The 16,430-nt window shown below is 61.6% G+C and carries 12 protein-coding genes; 1 reads left to right on the top strand and 11 read right to left on the bottom strand.

Going from position 1 to position 16,430, the window contains the following annotated elements:
* Positions 1-24 precede the first annotated feature (24 nt).
* From AACY52_RS15540 to urtA, 6 genes are all read right to left on the bottom strand, one after another.
* Positions 25-864, bottom strand: coding sequence for an urease accessory protein UreD (locus AACY52_RS15540; RefSeq protein WP_339415726.1), 840 nt, complete (start codon positions 862-864; stop codon positions 25-27).
* A 30-nt stretch (positions 865-894) separates the two neighbouring features.
* On the bottom strand, positions 895-1,593 hold the full coding sequence (urtE, locus tag AACY52_RS15545) for an urea ABC transporter ATP-binding subunit UrtE (protein ID WP_339427231.1): 699 nt from the start codon (positions 1,591-1,593) through the stop codon (positions 895-897).
* 52 nt (positions 1,594-1,645) lie between these two features.
* Entirely contained in the window at positions 1,646-2,479 is an 834-nt protein-coding gene (urtD, locus tag AACY52_RS15550) for an urea ABC transporter ATP-binding protein UrtD (RefSeq protein ID WP_339415728.1), read from the bottom strand.
* Entirely contained in the window at positions 2,476-3,543 is a 1,068-nt protein-coding gene (gene urtC, locus AACY52_RS15555; RefSeq protein WP_339415730.1) for an urea ABC transporter permease subunit UrtC, read from the bottom strand. The genes urtD and urtC overlap by 4 nt, the downstream gene beginning before the upstream one ends.
* Positions 3,543-5,045: an urea ABC transporter permease subunit UrtB gene (gene urtB / locus AACY52_RS15560; RefSeq protein WP_339415732.1), complete on the bottom strand. Its 1,503-nt coding sequence runs from the start codon at positions 5,043-5,045 to the stop codon at positions 3,543-3,545. Before urtB ends, urtC begins: the two co-directional genes overlap by 1 nt.
* A gap of 76 nt (positions 5,046-5,121) precedes the next feature.
* A complete protein-coding gene (urtA, locus tag AACY52_RS15565) occupies positions 5,122-6,387 on the bottom strand; it encodes an urea ABC transporter substrate-binding protein (protein ID WP_065874307.1) in 1,266 nt (421 codons plus the stop codon).
* Positions 6,388-6,703: 316 nt separating this feature from the next.
* On the opposite strand from urtA, the gene AACY52_RS15570 reads away from it, so the two are divergent.
* The gene (locus AACY52_RS15570; protein WP_339560596.1) at positions 6,704-11,311 is read left to right on the top strand and encodes a DUF4329 domain-containing protein; all 4,608 of its coding nucleotides are present in this window, start codon (positions 6,704-6,706) and stop codon (positions 11,309-11,311) included.
* An 18-nt stretch (positions 11,312-11,329) separates the two neighbouring features.
* On the opposite strand, the gene AACY52_RS15575 is transcribed toward AACY52_RS15570, so the two are convergent.
* From AACY52_RS15575 to AACY52_RS15595, 5 genes are all read right to left on the bottom strand, one after another.
* Complete coding sequence (locus AACY52_RS15575; RefSeq protein WP_339427227.1) at positions 11,330-12,712, bottom strand: PepSY domain-containing protein; 1,383 nt, start codon at positions 12,710-12,712, stop codon at positions 11,330-11,332.
* 116 nt (positions 12,713-12,828) lie between these two features.
* On the bottom strand, positions 12,829-14,898 hold the full coding sequence (locus tag AACY52_RS15580; protein ID WP_339415738.1) for a TonB-dependent copper receptor: 2,070 nt from the start codon (positions 14,896-14,898) through the stop codon (positions 12,829-12,831).
* 93 nt (positions 14,899-14,991) lie between these two features.
* The gene (locus AACY52_RS15585) at positions 14,992-15,381 is read right to left on the bottom strand and encodes a DUF2946 domain-containing protein (protein WP_339560597.1); all 390 of its coding nucleotides are present in this window, start codon (positions 15,379-15,381) and stop codon (positions 14,992-14,994) included.
* A gap of 11 nt (positions 15,382-15,392) precedes the next feature.
* A complete protein-coding gene (locus AACY52_RS15590; RefSeq protein ID WP_339415741.1) occupies positions 15,393-15,875 on the bottom strand; it encodes a copper chaperone PCu(A)C in 483 nt (160 codons plus the stop codon).
* A 45-nt stretch (positions 15,876-15,920) separates the two neighbouring features.
* The gene (locus AACY52_RS15595) at positions 15,921-16,316 is read right to left on the bottom strand and encodes a DUF2946 domain-containing protein (protein WP_339427226.1); all 396 of its coding nucleotides are present in this window, start codon (positions 16,314-16,316) and stop codon (positions 15,921-15,923) included.
* Positions 16,317-16,430 lie beyond the last annotated feature (114 nt).

The raw sequence follows: 16,430 nt of genomic DNA on the forward strand, positions 1-16,430 counted from the left end.
AGCCCGCTCCCACATGTTTGATCTTCATGTGCTCCAGATTCTCGGTGATACCGCTTCCCTGCCTAATACGGCCGGGCGCAACACGCGCCATAAATCGATCAGCCACCCCCGTGCCAGCAGCGCTTCGCTGGCCAAACAACGGGCCACCAGCAAGCCGGGCAATTGGGTGAGGTCGCCGCGTACCGCGTTGGGCAGGGCGCGGCAGGTTTCCAGTAATTGAGGGTCAATATCGGCGGTCAGCAACAGCGTGGCAAACACCGGTTGCCCGTCCAGGCCGATAGGTGAATCGAGCAAACCGTCGGCGCCCACAATGCGCTGGCGCTCATGCCAGAGCAACTGGCCGTCGCGGCGTATATCCAGGTGCGACTGGAAGTGGCCCAGGTCAAAACGCTCGCCACTGGCCGGGCGACCGAGGGCGACCACGTCCCAGTAGAACAGCCGCGCATCGCCTTGCAGCTCAATGCGCGTGGTGAGTTCGGCCTGGGCGGCGCTGAATACAATGGTTTCCTGGGGCAGCCACTCCAGCGTCGCGCCGGCTTCGACCCTGAGGTCGAGCTGCTGAAACGCCGGCCCGTTGGCGCGGTACCACTTGGCCGCGCCGGGGCTGGTCAGCTGCGCCCAGGCACCGGCACCGACGTGGGCGCTGATGTCCAGGCGATCGCCACCGGCAATCCCGCCCGGCGGGTGCACGATGATGTGCTGGCACACCTCGGGGCCTTCGGCGTACAGGTGTTTTTGCACGCGCAGCGGGCCGAGGTGGCGACGCATCACCGGGCGCGTGGTGTCGCCGAAACGCGCGTAGCCGAGTTCCAGCTCGGCGTGCCAGCTGGGGGTGAACAGGGCGCAAGTAAGGGGCAGGTTCATGGTGTGTGCTTATCGTCAGGACGCTACAGGTTAGATCGTAACCAGGCCGCGTACACCCTCGTTTTCCATATTTTCACCACGGCCCTGCTGCACGATTTCACCCCGGGACATCACCAGATACTGGTCGGCCAGTTCCGCGGCAAAGTCGTAGAACTGCTCGACCAGCAGGATTGCCATATCGCCACGCTCAGCGAGTTTCTTGATCACCGCGCCGATCTCCTTGATCACCGACGGCTGGATGCCTTCGGTGGGCTCATCGAGGATCAACAGGCGCGGACGGCTGGCCAGCGCCCGGCCGATGGCCAGCTGTTGTTGCTGGCCGCCGGACAGGTCACCGCCACGGCGATGCTTCATTTGCAGCAACACCGGGAACAATTCGTAGATGAAGGCGGGCACTTCCTTGGCTTCTGAGCCCGGAAAACGCGAGAGCCCCATCAGCAGGTTTTCTTCCACTGTCAGCCGGCCAAAAATCTCCCGGCCCTGGGGCACGTAGGCAATCCCGGCATGCACACGCTGATGCGGCTTGACCCCGGTGATGACCTTGCCTTCCCAATTCACCACGCCTTCCTTGGAGGGCAGCAGACCCATCAGGCATTTGAGCAGAGTGGTCTTGCCTACGCCGTTACGGCCCAGCAGGCAGGTGACTTCGCCGATCTTCACGTCAAAAGACAGCCCGCGCAGGATGTGGCTACCGCCGTAGTATTGGTGCAGGTGTTGTACTTGTAGCATTGGAACTCCGTTAGTTAGGCTTCAAGCGGCTTGCGACTCAAAGCTGGCCGATTTATCTGCCCAAATACACCTCAATAACCCGCTCATCGGCCTGCACCTGCTCCAGCGACCCTTCGGCCAGCACGCTGCCTTGGTGCAACACGGTCACGTGGTCGGCAATCGAACCGACAAAGCCCATGTCATGTTCCACCACCATCAGCGAGTGCTTACCCGCCAGGCGCTTGAACAGTTCGGCGGTGAATTCGGTTTCGGCGTCGGTCATGCCCGCTACCGGCTCGTCCAGCAGCAACAGTTGCGGGTCTTGCATCAGCAGCATGCCGATCTCCAGGAACTGCTTCTGGCCGTGGGACAGCAAGCCGGCCGGGCGCTGTGCCGACGCGGTGAGACGGATGGTGTCGAGCACTTCATCGATACGGTCCTTCTGCTCGCCGCTCAGGCGTGCGCGCAGGCTGGCCCACACCGATTTATCGGTCTTCTGCGCCAGCTCCAGGTTTTCAAACACGCTCAGGGCTTCGAATACCGTGGGCTTCTGGAACTTGCGCCCAATGCCAGCCTGGGCGATCTGCACTTCGCTCATACCGGTGAGATCGAGGTTTTCGCCAAACCAGGCGGTGCCATGGCTGGGGCGGGTCTTGCCGGTGATCACGTCCATCAGCGTGGTCTTGCCCGCGCCGTTGGGGCCGATGATGCAGCGCAATTCGCCGACGCCGATGTACAGGTTCAAATCGTTGAGTGCCTTGAAGCCATCGAAGCTGACGCTGATGTCTTCCAGGGTCAGGATGGTGCCGTGGCGGGTGTTCAGGCCCTTGCCGGCGGCCTGGCCAATGCCGATGGCATCGCGGCCGCTGCCTGCGTCGAAAATAGGTTCAAGCATGACGTTCCTCATTTCTTCAGCAGACCGATAACGCCCTTGGGCAGGTACAGGGTGACGATGATGAACAGCGCCCCGAGGAAGAACAGCCAATATTCCGGGAAGGCCACGGTGAACCAACTCTTCATGCCATTGACCACCCCTGCGCCCAGCAGCGGGCCGATCAACGTCCCGCGCCCGCCCAAGGCCACCCACACCGCCGCTTCGATCGAGTTGGTCGGCGACATTTCACTGGGGTTGATGATGCCCACTTGCGGCACATACAACGCCCCGGCCAACCCACACAACACCGCGCTCAACACCCACACGAACAGCTTGAAGCCACGTGGGTCGTAGCCGCAGAACATCAGGCGGTTCTCGGCGTCGCGCAGGGCGGTCAGCACCCGACCGAACTTGCTCTTGGCCAGGCGCCAGCCGATGTACAGGCTCGCCACCAGCAGCAGCACCGTTGCCACAAACAACACCGCCCGCGTGCCCGGCTCTGTAATCCCAAAGCCGAGAATGCTGCGGAAATTGGTGAAGCCGTTGTTGCCGCCAAAACCGGTCTCGTTGCGGAAAAACAGCAGCATCCCGGCGAAGGTCAGGGCCTGGGTCATGATCGAGAAATACACGCCCTTGATCCGCGAGCGGAAGGCGAAGAAACCAAAGACCAGTGCCAGCAGACCGGGCGCCAGCACCACCAGGCACATGGCCCAGAGGAAGTGCTCGGTGCCGACCCAGTACCAGGGCAATTCGGTCCACGAGAGGAAGGTCATGAACGCCGGCAATTCATCGCCGGACGCCTGGCGCATCAAGTACATGCCCATCGCATAGCCGCCCAGGGCAAAGAACAAACCGTGGCCGAGAGACAACATACCGGCATAGCCCCACACCAGGTCCAGCGCGAGGGCGACGATGGCGTAGCAGAGAATTTTGCCCACCAGCGTCAGCGTGTAGGCCGACACATGCAGCGGGTGTTCCGGCGACAGCAAGGAACACAACGGCAGCGCCAGCAGCAGGGTCAGGATCACTGCGCCGACGGCAACCGTCACCTTGGGGCCGGCCTTTTGCGCGGCCGTAAGCATCAATGGCTGGTTCATCAGTCGATCACCCGTCCTTTCAGTGCGAAGAGTCCCTGCGGGCGTTTCTGGATAAACAGAATGATCAGCGCGAGGATCAGGATTTTGCCGAGCACGGCACCGATCTGGGGTTCCAGGATCTTATTGGCAATGCCCAGCCCGAAGGCGGCCATGACACTCCCGGCCAACTGGCCGACGCCGCCGAGCACCACGACGAGGAACGAGTCGATGATGTAGCTCTGGCCCAGGTCCGGGCCGACGTTGCCGATCTGACTCAGCGCCACACCGCCCAACCCGGCAATGCCGGAACCCAGGCCAAACGCAAGCATGTCCACGCGGCCTGTCGGTACGCCGCAGCACGCGGCCATGCTGCGGTTCTGGGTCACGGCACGCACGTTGAGGCCCAGGCGGGTTTTGTTCAGCAGCAGCCAGGTCAGCAGCACCACGCACAAGGCGAAAGCGATGATCACAATGCGGTTGTACGGCAGCACGAGGTTGGGCAGCACTTGAATCCCGCCCGACAGCCATTCGGGGTTGGACACTTCGACGTTCTGCGCGCCGAACACCAGGCGCACCAACTGGATCAGCATCAGGCTGATGCCCCAGGTGGCCAGCAGGGTTTCCAGCGGTCGACCGTACAGGTGACGAATCACCGTGCGCTCCAGCGCCATGCCGATGGCAGCGGTGACAAAAAACGCCACCGGCAGCGCGATCAGCGGGTAGAACTCGATGGCTTGCGGCACGTAGCGCTGCATCAGCATTTGCACAACGTAAGTGGAGTAGGCGCCGAGCATCAGCATCTCGCCGTGGGCCATATTGATCACGCCGAGCAGGCCGAAGGTGATCGCCAGGCCCAGGGCCGCCAGCAACAGAATCGAGCCCAGGGACATGCCGCTGAAGGCCTGGCCGAGGAGCTCGCCGACCATCAACTTGCGTTTGACCTGGGCCAGGCTGGTTTCGGCGGCGGTGTGCACGGCGGCATCGGTTTCGACGCCTGGGGCCAGCAGCGCCTCAAGGCGGGTGCGGGCCAGCGGGTCGCCGGTGTTGCCGAGTAAGCGCACGGCGGCAAGGCGCACCACGGGATCGGGGTCGACCAGTTGCAGATTGGCCAACGCCAGGCTGAGTGCCGTGTGCACGTCCTCGTCTGTTTCGGCGGCGACCTGCTTGTCGAGGAATTTCAGCTGCGCAGGTTGCGCGCTTTTTTGCAGGGTTTGCGCGGCGGCGAGGCGCACCTTGGGGTCGGCGGCGAGCAGTTGCTGGCTGGCCCGTACGTTGTCGATCAAGCCGCGCAGACGGTTGTTCAGGCGGACGGTTTTGATCTCGCCGTTGACGGTGAGTTGGCCTTGTTGCAAGGCGTCCACCAACTCGATACGCGCCGGGTCAGGCTGCGCAGCCCAGTCCTTCAGGAGCTTGGCTTGTTGGGTCGGGTTGGCAGACAGGAAGTCTTCGGCGTCGCTGGCGTGTGCGGCCAAGGGCAGCAACAGCAGCGCGGCGAGAATGAAGCGGTAGAGGGCAGTGGGCATAACAAAGTGTCCTGATCATGCGCGGTCTAACTGTGGGAGCCAGCTTGCTCGCTCCCACAGTTAGACCGGGTCGGGCTTAGTTACTTTTCACCGCATAATCCGGCTTCTTGTCATTGCCAGGGATATACGGGCTCCACGGCTGCGCCCGGATCGGCTCCTGGGTCTGCCACACCACCGAGAACTGCCCGTCAGCCTGGATCTCGCCGATCATCACGGGTTTGTGCAGGTGATGGTTAGTCTTGTCCATGGTCAGCGTGAAGCCGGACGGCGCAGCAAAGGTCTGCCCGGCCAGTGCTTCACGCACTTTGTCGACGTCGGTGGACTTGGCTTTTTCAGCCGCCTGCGCCCACATGTGGATGCCCACGTAAGTGGCTTCCATCGGGTCGTTGGTCACGGCTTTGTCGGCGCCCGGCAGGTTGTGTTTCTTCGCGTAGGCTTTCCAGTCGGCGACGAATTTCTTGTTGACCGGGTTCTCCACCGACTGGAAGTAGTTCCAGGCAGCGAGGTTGCCCACCAGCGGCTTGGTGTCGATGCCGCGCAGTTCTTCTTCACCCACGGAGAACGCCACCACCGGTACGTCGGTCGCTTTCAAGCCCTGGTTGGCCAGCTCCTTATAGAACGGCACGTTGGAGTCGCCGTTTACGGTGGAGATCACCGCGGTCTTGCCGCCCGCCGAGAATTTTTTGATGTTGGCCACGATGGTTTGGTAATCGGCATGGCCGAACGGGGTGTAGACCTCTTCGATATCTTTATCCGCTACGCCTTTGGAATGCAGGAACGAGCGCAGGATTTTATTGGTGGTGCGTGGGTACACGTAGTCGGTGCCCAGCAGGAAGAAGCGTTTGGCGCTGCCGCCTTCTTCGCTCATCAGGTATTCCACTGCCGGAATCGCCTGCTGGTTCGGCGCCGCACCGGTATAGAACACGTTTGGCGACATCTCTTCGCCCTCGTATTGAACCGGGTAGAACAGCAGGCCATTGAGTTCTTCGAACACCGGCAATACCGACTTACGCGACACCGATGTCCAGCAACCGAACACCACGGCGACCTTGTCCTGAGTCAGCAACTGGCGGCCTTTCTCGGCGAACAGCGGCCAGTTCGACGCCGGGTCGACGACCACAGGTTCGAGCATTTTGCCGTTTACCCCGCCCTTGGCGTTGATCTCGTCGATGGTCATCAACGCCATGTCTTTGAGCGACGTTTCGGAGATCGCCATGGTGCCGGACAGCGAATGCAGGATGCCGACCTTGATGGTCTCGGCAGCCTGGATCGTCCAGGTCATGCCCATGGCGGCAATGGATGCCGAAAGAGTGAAAGCCTTGATCAAGCTGCGACGCTTCATGGTGCGATCTCCGTGACCGATATTTTTATGGGTGGCAGATGAGGGACGTTGCACAGGTGATAGCAAGGGGTGTGCCGAAGTCGCAAAAGCCTTGAACAGACGGCGTGGAGGGGTAGCGCAAGGTTGCGTAGCGCACCAATGTGGCTCCCGGTTGCAGCGGTTGGGCACGCGTCTGTGCCGTAATGGTGCGCTGCCAACGCCCGGACAACGGTGAGCGCTGATCCCGGTGGCTACTTATCTACCGATTGGAAGACGCCCCCCGCCGCAAGAATGAGGGGCCGGGCGCTATGCCCAGGCATTCTTTCAAGGAGTTGAAATGGCTATCAGATTGTCACGTGAAGAACGCGCTGCGAGTTCGAACCGGGGGGCGGCCACGTTGCCGCCGCTGAGCCCTGCGTTTGTGAATGAGGCGGACGCCGCCTACTGGGCACACCAGGCAATCGGCGACCGGCGCGACGTCGAATACGGCGGGGTGATTGTGCGCAACCCCGCCGGTGACTATTTCGCGACTCAGCCGGTGCCGGGTGGGGGGATGCAGTTTGATCTGCGCGCGGTATTGGGCATCGGTGCCGATGGCTACTATCTTCAGCCAGCGGGCTATACCTGTGTCGCCAGCTACCATTCGCACCCCGCGCAGCACGCTGCGATTCTGCAGAAAAACCCCAGTTTTGATGAGCGCATGGCCAAGGCTTTCCTGGGGTTCTTGTCTGGAGTGGACTTTTACCGGGATGTGCATGACCGCGATTTTTTCCCGTCATCCTACTTGTCCGGCCCGGATGGTTCATTGATTTGCCATACCCCCGCCGGTTCACCGGCGGAGTTCAGCTTTGCGTTGTGGGTGCAGGCTGGAAAACCGCCCAACAACCCGGTTGGGGTGTATGGCAGCTTTGATCAGTTCGTCAAAAAAGTTTCCAGCTTCGGCTCGTTAAGCCTGGTTGTGCCTACCGCATTGTGGGGTGGCTCCGTGGGCCGAGTGCCGGCCGATTGGGTGGTTTTCGAACCCTTTACGTCATCAGCGCTGACCGAGCAGCCGTTGTTCACTGCCGTCTTCGACCAGGTGCCGTTGGCGCTGGCGGCGGCGCTCTCTACACCGTCGGCACAGCCTGCGGAGCCGCACGTTGGCGTTGTGCTCAAGCACATCAGCAAGGACCGTTATATCGCGACCCTCGCGTCGCCCAAGCGTGAGCCTTTGTTTGCGCTGGATGCGTTGTTTCCAAAGGGGCCTGGCGGCGCGTTGGTGTTGCCTGCCCAGTATCGTCTGGAGGCCATTTACTTCAATGACTGGTACGAGAAGGATGCCGTGGCGGCGAAAGAGCGCTGGCTGGCCAGCGCGTTCTTTTCTCCTGCACAGGTGGTGGCCGCTATTCGTCAGGGGCACAGTACGCTGGCCCTGCAAAACCCCAGTCGCGGTCTTGACCTCTACATGCGTGCCCATGACGACGCGTTGCTTAAACTCAAGGTGCCGTCGACAGCACGGGTTACCGAACTGTTCAAGTCAGATAGCGACGGCGTAATCAGTGACAACGGCGCCCAGGCTGCACTGGTCGCCGGTACGCTGACACCGCGCAACTATTTACGCAGGGTGATCGAAGCCACTGAACTGTGGGTGGTGCAGGCGGGTAAGTTATGGCGTGATGTCGGGCGCGTGGATACGCACTCGCCGCTGTTGGCCCCGGAGTATCCGCTGGCCTTTGGCCGCTCGTTTCTCAGTGCTCGTGATGCGGCTCTGCACGCCCATGAACAAATCGGCAGCCGACGCAGCCTCTATTACGGCGGGTATGTGCTCAAGGGGGTAGACGGCCGTTTCGTGGTCACGCCGCCCCTGGAAAGCATGGGACATCCGTTTTCGTCCACGCTGTTTTTTCCCGCGGGTGACCAAGGGGCGCTGATCCCGATGGAGGGTTATGAGCTGCACGCCCGCTACGGCTCGCATGTGGCGCTGTCGATGGTCCATCCGAACTGGGTTATGCGACGTGGCTGGACGCAGGAAGAAGCGCTGATCAACCTGCAAGTGTTTTCCGATGACGAGATGTACTCGATCATCTCGGATGAAAGGGTGGCCTACCTGTCCGGGGCGCAAGATTGTTTGTTGGAGTTCGCCCCGAATCATTCGCCTCAGGAAAAGTTGCTGCTGGCCAATATTGGCCCGCTGGCTGGGGAGAACCGACTCGGGCGGCGACTCGATCGCGGTGATATCAGGCCGGCCGATTGGGTGCGGAGACTGGCGGTTGCAGGGGAGTTCAAAATCATCCAGGGCAACAAGTTGTGGGGCCCACGTGGGGCCGTCTACAGTGATTGGTCGCCCAACTTCACCTATGCAGCCAGGTTCGGACCACTCGATTACGTCCTCTACAGTGCCGTGTTCTCCAGTGGCGATGATGCTGCGCGTAACCTGCATGCGCGTTTGCAGGGACGCACAGTTCCCGAGCCGGCCTGCTATGCGTACATCCTTAAGCATAAAGACCTGCCGCAGTACATTGCGACCGAAGCGGTAGGCGCCGTCAACGCAGGTGAGCTGTTTAAGTTCAATCGCTTGTTCTCTCGCAACCTACGTAATGAGCCGATATTGCCCGAGGGCTATGAGATGCACGCCTTGTTCCGGTCGCAGCATTGGTCGCCGCCGTGGCTGAAGGGGGCGAATGCGTGGTTGACGCTGTATTTTGTAAGGCCGGGAGTATTGCTGGCCGCGTTGACCGAAGGCCTGCGCGATAGAGCGCAGAGTCTGCCGGTTTACTTTTCCAACTTGGACGGTGCGCTTTTGCGCTATCAGCCATCATTGATCGACGTGAAAGTCGGTGGCCTGGCGGACAACCTGCTGGGGCTCGCAAGCATGCAGTTGGAGTCCGGCAAGAAAACGGCGTTGGAGTTTGTCCGGGAATGGATCGCCAAGGGCATGCTTTACGTGGTGCGCGGCAGTCAGCTCTGGGATACGAGCGGGCAGGTCAAGCCGACGTGGAGCGGCTATGAAACGCTGGCGCCTCGACGCCTGAGCCCGGCGTTTGCCTCAGCGGATGATGCGGCACGCCATGCCGCGGTTGCGGTTGGCAGCAGGCAACGCCGGACCTACGGCGGCGTCATCCTCAGGCTGACCAATGGCCTGTTTGTGGCGACTGAACCGTTGGTGGTCCCGGCTCAAGGCCCAACACTTGACTGGATCTACCCTGACCCCGTGATTGCGACTGGGCTCTATCCAGGGGGCGCGACCCTTGCGGCTTTCTATCAGTCCCGGATGGAACAGGAGGTGCAGATACTGTTGTCGGCGTCTCAAAAAGCCCTTTATCAAAGCATGATCCCCACGGCGGTTTTGTGCAGGCTGCTGACCCGTGAAGCGCACGTTAAACGCCAGTATGTGTTCGGGCCAAATGGCACGATCCTCAGTTACCAGTTGACGAACGATGTCGAGGAAACGCTGTTGAGAAACAAGTTGGCCGCTACATCCCCTGGCGCTGGCGACTTGAGTGATAACCCTATCGAACGACAACTGCGCAGTGGAGCACTGCTACCGCAGGCATTTATCGATCAGGCGGCACGGGCCGGCGATTTGCGTGTGGTGGAAGGCAATGCAGTGTGGGGCAGTCCCAGGCGGATACAAATCGGGTTTGTGCCGAATCAGTACCGCGCTGCCCCATTGGAGGTGCGCGATGCTGGAGCCGACTCACCGTGCGGCCCGATCTTTACTCGCGCACTCGATGCGGTTCGGCATGTCTACCGTAATTGGAACGCACAGGCTCAGGTTGCCGTCGGTTATGTGCTCAAGGCGTTTGGCAAGGAGTTGTACATGACGACCCTGCCGCTTGTCAGAGACCGTTATGACGATTTGAAACCGGTCTTTGTCAAGGGCCAACTCCCCCAAGGCTATGTGTTGGCGGGTTTGTACCTGTGTGCGTCGACCGAAACCATCGCTGCCGCCGACGATGAAATGGCTCAGCACTTCTTTGCCCCTCCGGTCATCTCCAAAGCGTTGTCATTCATGACGACGCCACGCAACGGCGAGGCATTGCCGCTGTACCTGCTATGCGCTGACCGTGCACTGCTTTGGTATACCGTGCCCAAGACCGCGCCCGTGTCCGAATGGGCAAGGAATGTGAGCCACGATTCGGCGCGACTGCGCGATGGCTCATTAACCGTACGCGACTATGTGCGCCGGCTGGCAGCCATAGGGGAGTTGCGTATCCGGCTCACCAGTGAAATATGGGGCCGCAAGGAGCGGGTCACGACGCGATGGTGGCCCAAGCGGTCGCCGCATTCGTTCACTGCCGACCCCCATTTCCATTCATTCTGCGGGCCGTTGTTTTTTTATGCCGATGACGCAGCCCGTTACGCTCAGCGATTGATCGCGCCCTTTGCCGGTAAATCGTATTTAGGCGCGGTGTTGATGCCTGCGAAAATGACCGGGTTTGTCGCGATCGATCCCGTGGAGGACCGGTCCGGTTTTGGTAACAGTACGCTGGAGTTGCTGTTCTGGAAGGGGCATGCCGGGTTCGACGTACCGGCTGAGAATGTGCTGCGTAATTACAAAGTTGCGGCGGTGCATGCCTTCTACAAGTCAATCCCGTCGAGGCCCAACCTCAAGCCGCTTGACCTCGTCCTGTTACCTAATTTTATCTCCCACGACGTACTGAACAGCTACCTGTCTGTGGTGCTGAGTAACCAGCCCGACGCCGGGCGTATTTACCTGTCCTGCCAGGGGGGGGCCCTACTCAAGTACATACCGGCGCTGACGGCGGCCGAGTCGATGATGCTCAGCGCCCGGCCCGCGCCTTCCCCGAGTGCGCTGGTCAGTCGTTTGAGGCGACTGGGCAGCCTGTCGGTGCTGGTCACTGATGCTTTCTGGAGAAAGCGTGGGCCGTTGGGTGATGAATGGGCAGCGATAGATCCGGATGCAGGCGAGCTCTGGTATGGCCATCAAAAAGATGAGCTTTGATGACGGCGTTTGTGCGCTTCATCGTGAACCTGAGACCGGTTGATGCTGGCCAAAAAAGCGTGACAGCACCAGGCGGTCCAGCGCCCACACGACGATCAGCGATGCACCCACCAGCGGAAAAATGATCGCCAGCCCGAGCATGATCACCATCGCGGTTTTCCATTTCGGCAGGTCATGGCGTAACGGCGGAACTCCCAGGCCACCCTGTGGCCGACGCTTCCACCAGATCACCACACCGCTGACGGCGCTGAGCAGGATCATCAGGCAGATCAGCAACACGATGATCTGGTTGATCGGGCCGAACATCTTGCCTTCGTGCAGCATCACGCCGGTTTCGGTGGCGCGGGCGACCAGGTTGTAGTGCGCCCAACGCACATCGGCGAGTACCTTGCCGGTGTACTGGTCCACATGCAGGGTGGCGTCGTTGCGCGGGTCGTTGGCGAACACCGCAAGGGTGAACACGCCCTCGGCGGTGGTAGGGAAGGTGATGCTGTAGCCGGGCTCGACCTTGCGCGCGGTGGCCAGGTCGACCACCTGTTGCAGGCGCAGGGTCGGCGCTGCCGGCGCTGAGTGCATCGCGCCGTGGTTCATGTGCTCGGCGTGGTCGCCGGACATGGGCATCGGGGTGTTTTCCAGGGCCCAGGGCACGGTCTGTTGAGTGGCGGTGTTGAGCACGCGCGCCTGTTGATCGGACTGCGGCACGTCGTTCCACATGGCCGCCGGGAATGTGTTCCACAGGTCAGCGTATTGCTTGCCCCAGAAGCCGGTCCAGGTCATGCCGCTGAGCAGCATCACCAGCAACAGTGACGCGCCCCAGAAGCCGGTGACCGCATGCATGTCGCGCCAGAACACCCGGCCACGACGGCTGAAACGCGGCCACAAAACGCCTGCCGAAGACTTGCCGCGCGGCCACCACAGGTACAGGCCCGATACCACCAGCATCACCCCCCAGCCTGCGGCGAGTTCCACCAGACGGTCGCCGACGGTACCGATCATCAGCTCGCCATGCAGCGCACGGGCGATGGCTTGCAGGTTGTATTTCGAGTCCTGCTCACCGAGCACGGTGCCGCGATACGGGTCGACGAAGACCGTTACTTCGCGGCCGCCGTTATGCATCACGAACTGCGCGCTGCTGGTGGCGTTGGCCGGCGGCAGGTATTTGCTGATTGAGCCCTGAGGGTAAGCAGCCTTGGCGCGTTGCAGTTGTTCGTCGGCGCTCAGGGCATGTTCGGCGGCTGGCACGGTGAGCAGGTTGCCGTACATCAGCGGGTCGAGCTGGGGTTTGAACAGGTAGATGATGCCGGTGAGGGCCAGCAGCACCATGAAAGGGGCGACGAAGAGGCCGGCGTAGAAGTGCCAGCGCCAGGCCAGGTTGTAAAAGGAGATTTTTTGAGTGCTCATCAGGTGCTCCGCAAAGGCTTTAAAAGTTTTTGTCAGTTGTGCCGCCTTCGCGAGCAAGCCCGCTCCTACATTTGAAATGCATTCCAACTGTGGGAGCGGGCTTGCTCGCGAGGCTTTTAGAAGCTCATGTCCACCTTGGTCCACAGGGTACGACCAGGCTCCTTGATGGCCTGCGGGTCATTGGCCGGGTAGCCGAACCCGGCGTTGCCGGCCAGGTTCAAGTGCTCGGCGTAGGCCTTGCCAAACAGGTTGTCGACGCCGGTGCTGACCTTGAAGTGCTTGTTGATGCGGTACGTCGCGTTCAACGAGAACACGCCGAAACCGCCGCTCTTGTCGAAGTCCTTACCGACCACGTTGCCCTTGTTCTGGTCGATGCGATTTTGCGCGGCGACCACGCGCCACAAGGCGCCGGCACTCCAGTCATCCTCGCTGTAGGTGAGGCCCAGACGTGCGTCCAGCGGCGGCATTTGCGGCAGCGCCTTGCCGTCGCTGCTGTTCTTGCCCCAGGCGTAGGCGAGGGTGGCGTCGGCTTTCCAGTTGCGTGTCAGCTTGTACGCCGCGCCCAGTTCGCCGCCCATGATGCGGGCGTCGACGTTGCGGGCCTGGGAAGTCGTGCCCATCATCCCTGGCCGGTAGTCGAACAGGATGAAGTCCTGCACCCGGCCGATGTAGCCCGAGGCCCAGGCTTCAAGCGCCTCGGCTTTGTATTGCGCGCCGAAGTCGAGCTGGGTGGTTTTCTCCGGCTTCACACCGTCAAAGGCATTCGCCGAACCAGCCGCGCCGGTGTTGGGGGAAAACAGCTCCCAATAATCCGCAAAACGCTCCGAGTGGCCCAGGCCCGCGTAGAGGGTGGTGGGGCTGTCGGCCAGGTCGTGTTCATAACGCACGAAGCCCGATGGCAAGGTGTCAGCGCGGGTGTCGTCGGCGGTCGGATTGGCGCGAGTGCTCATGCCGGAGCCTGTGGTTTGCCGGAAGTCCTTGGCCGAGGCACGATCCAGGCGTGCGCCAGTGATCAGGCGGTCGCGGTCGGCGGCGTACCACGTGAGTTCGCCGAACACGCCGTAGTTGTGGAAGTTGGCATCCTTGACCTTGGGCAACTCCTTGTAGGTGTCGATGCCCATGCTGCTGCGCTGGCGGTGTTCGTTGGTCTGCGCGTCCAGGCCGCTGATCAGTTGCACATCGGCCCAGCGCCAGGTGGCCTTGATCCGCGCGCCGAGGGTACGCCGGTCGACGTTGGAGGCCATCGGCCCGGCCATCATGCCGGTGCCCGACGGTGTGCGCAGGCTGTAGTTGTCCATCACGTGGTCAGCGTAGTTGTAGTAGACCTGGGCCTCGACCTTATCCAGCACCTCGCCGATGTTGGATTTTTCGAAACGCAGCCCCAGGCTTTCGCGCAGGAACTGCGAGCCGTCCATGCCGCGCCCGGCGTAGCGTGCCTCGCCATCGCCACGGCCGGCGGTGAGTTCGAGCAGCGTGTCGGCGCCGGGGGTGAAACCGACCGCTACATCACCGTTCCACTTGTCATAGCGCGAGGCGACGGTGTCGTTATTGCCGTCCTTGTAGTCATCGGCATGCGCCTGGTTGCCGACCACGCGCACATAGCCCAAAGGCCCGCCGGCAGCGGCATCGATGACCTTGTCGAAGCGTCCGTTGGAGCCGGCCAGCACACTGGCATTGAGGCGCGTGCCCAGCTCGCCGAATGTCTCCGGCTCGCGCTCGAACAACACCGTGCCGGCGGATGCGCCGGGCCCCCAGAGTACGGTTTGCGGGCCTTTGATCACGGTGAGCTTGTCGTAGGTTTCCGGCGAGATGTACGAGGTCGGCGCATCCATGCGGCCGGGGCAGGCGCCGAGCATCATGCTGCCATTGGTGAGGATATTCAGGCGTGAGCCGAACATCCCGCGTAGCACCGGGTCGCCATTGGTGCCGCCGTTGCGCACCAGCGCGAAGCCTGGGATGGTCTTGAGGTAGTCACCGCCGTCACTGGCGGGCACGGGTTGGCGCGGGTCCTTGGGGTTGGTGACCACGGTCAACGGTGAGCTGGGAGCGATTGCGGTGATCACGGTGGGGCTGAGCTCGTGCTCAGCATGCTCATCGGCATACGCCTGTGGAGCCAGGAGTGCGCCGCATAGAACGGCGAACACAGGCGTGCTTCCCAAGCGGGTGTCAGCAGAAAACCTGGACATGACAAATTCCATCAATCAATCGTAAACAACACGGCCAGCAGCCTGCGGCTGTCTGTCTAAAGTCGGCCGGGGTGAAGTAACGGTGTGAAGTGCTTACGAAGCGATGGGCGGCGCGCGGCTGCGGGCGCCGGGGAAGATGCTCTGCCGGGCGTGGCCCAGGCGCGTTGCGGGGACAAGGGCGTTGGCTGGCGGCGGGGTGCCTAGGGTGACGTGGGAAACGCTGCCGGGCAGGGCGGGGCAGCTGAAGAGCAGGTCGCAATAGCCGCACTTTGCCCAGAGTGCGTGGTGTTCGTCAGGGGCCTTTTTGTGATGGGAATCGCCATGGTCGCCTGGCATCTCCATCGACATACCGGCGTGATGATCCATCGGCATCGCTTGGGAAATCAGCGGACCGATAAAGATCATCAGCATGGCGAACAGGCTGATCCAACTGCCGCGCATTACGCGGTGGCGTGGAGACAGCCTGGCGCGAGGGGCGCCCATCTGGAGTCTGCCTATTGGGCGTGTTTATGCGCGTGTGTGGCCATTGGCGGCACTTTCTGTACCGACACTTGCACCTCGACCTTGCCGGCCTTTTCGAAGGTCAGGGTCAGCGGGAATTGCTTGCCGTCGGCCAACAGGCTGCGATCCTTAAGGCCCAGTAGCATCACGTGATACGCCATCGGCGCAAAGGTCAGCTCGCCCTTGGCGGGGACGGCGACGCTGGGCACCTGCTGCATCTTCATCAAGTCGCCCTGCATCACATGCTCATGCAGCTCGGCCTTGTCGGCCACCGGCGTCTCGACGCTGAGCAGACGGTCCGGGGTCACTCCGGTGTTATGAATCACGAAATACGCCGCGACAGTCGGCGCGTTGGGCGGCAACTCCTGGGACCAGGGGTCGCTGACCAGCAAGTCGCCGGCCTTGTAGTCATCGGCATTGGCAGCACTGAACACCGGCAGCAACAACGCGGCCAGAAGCAGGGAAGATTTAAGCATGGCAGTTCTCCAGAACGGTTCTAAACGCAGTTCACTTGCGAAGGATCAGACCGTTGGAGACGCGCGCGGGTTGAGACTCGGCCATTGCTGGCGCGGGGTAGGGTTTTGCAGCTGGGGCGGCGGCAGGCTTTGCACCGCCTCGAACCGCGTGACATACAACTGCGGCATATGCCCCGGCAACGCCACCAACGGCGCCGAGCCCGAGCAACACCAGCAATGCTGCATGGCGGAGTGATCGTCCTGCTGCGGCGCTGGAATCTCCAGCTTGCCCAGGGCGATGGTCTTCAGGCTGGCACCATTGGAGGAGCAGAAACTGCCCCACATCAAGCGTTTGATCGGATCGTCTGATTGCTGCATCGCGCTGGCCATCGGCATGGCAAAGGCGTTGAACAGCGCTGCCAGGCAGGCGATCCAAGCGATTGCAAAGCGTTGACGGGCCATGGCGGATAATCCGTAGGGTTAAACGATCAGGGGGATATTTAGCCTGATCGGTGGGGATAAGTAAAAAGTGTGGGTGTGGTTTGGTGTCGCAGTGACTGGTTACAGGATAGACGG

This window comes from Pseudomonas sp. EA_65y_Pfl1_P113, assembly GCF_963970525.1.
Lineage (GTDB): Bacteria > Pseudomonadota > Gammaproteobacteria > Pseudomonadales > Pseudomonadaceae > Aquipseudomonas > Aquipseudomonas tritici.

Coding starts and splice junctions, on each gene's coding strand:
- AACY52_RS15540 (WP_339415726.1), bottom strand. CDS start 864: ATGAACCTGCCCCTTACTTGCGCCCTGTTCACCCCCAGCTGGCACGCC.
- urtE (WP_339427231.1), bottom strand. CDS start 1,593: ATGCTACAAGTACAACACCTGCACCAATACTACGGCGGTAGCCACATC.
- urtD (WP_339415728.1), bottom strand. CDS start 2,479: ATGAGGAACGTCATGCTTGAACCTATTTTCGACGCAGGCAGCGGCCGC.
- urtC (WP_339415730.1), bottom strand. CDS start 3,543: ATGAACCAGCCATTGATGCTTACGGCCGCGCAAAAGGCCGGCCCCAAG.
- urtB (WP_339415732.1), bottom strand. CDS start 5,045: ATGCCCACTGCCCTCTACCGCTTCATTCTCGCCGCGCTGCTGTTGCTG.
- urtA (WP_065874307.1), bottom strand. CDS start 6,387: ATGAAGCGTCGCAGCTTGATCAAGGCTTTCACTCTTTCGGCATCCATT.
- AACY52_RS15570 (WP_339560596.1), top strand. CDS start 6,704: ATGGCTATCAGATTGTCACGTGAAGAACGCGCTGCGAGTTCGAACCGG.
- AACY52_RS15575 (WP_339427227.1), bottom strand. CDS start 12,712: ATGAGCACTCAAAAAATCTCCTTTTACAACCTGGCCTGGCGCTGGCAC.
- AACY52_RS15580 (WP_339415738.1), bottom strand. CDS start 14,898: ATGTCCAGGTTTTCTGCTGACACCCGCTTGGGAAGCACGCCTGTGTTC.
- AACY52_RS15585 (WP_339560597.1), bottom strand. CDS start 15,381: ATGGGCGCCCCTCGCGCCAGGCTGTCTCCACGCCACCGCGTAATGCGC.
- AACY52_RS15590 (WP_339415741.1), bottom strand. CDS start 15,875: ATGCTTAAATCTTCCCTGCTTCTGGCCGCGTTGTTGCTGCCGGTGTTC.
- AACY52_RS15595 (WP_339427226.1), bottom strand. CDS start 16,316: ATGGCCCGTCAACGCTTTGCAATCGCTTGGATCGCCTGCCTGGCAGCG.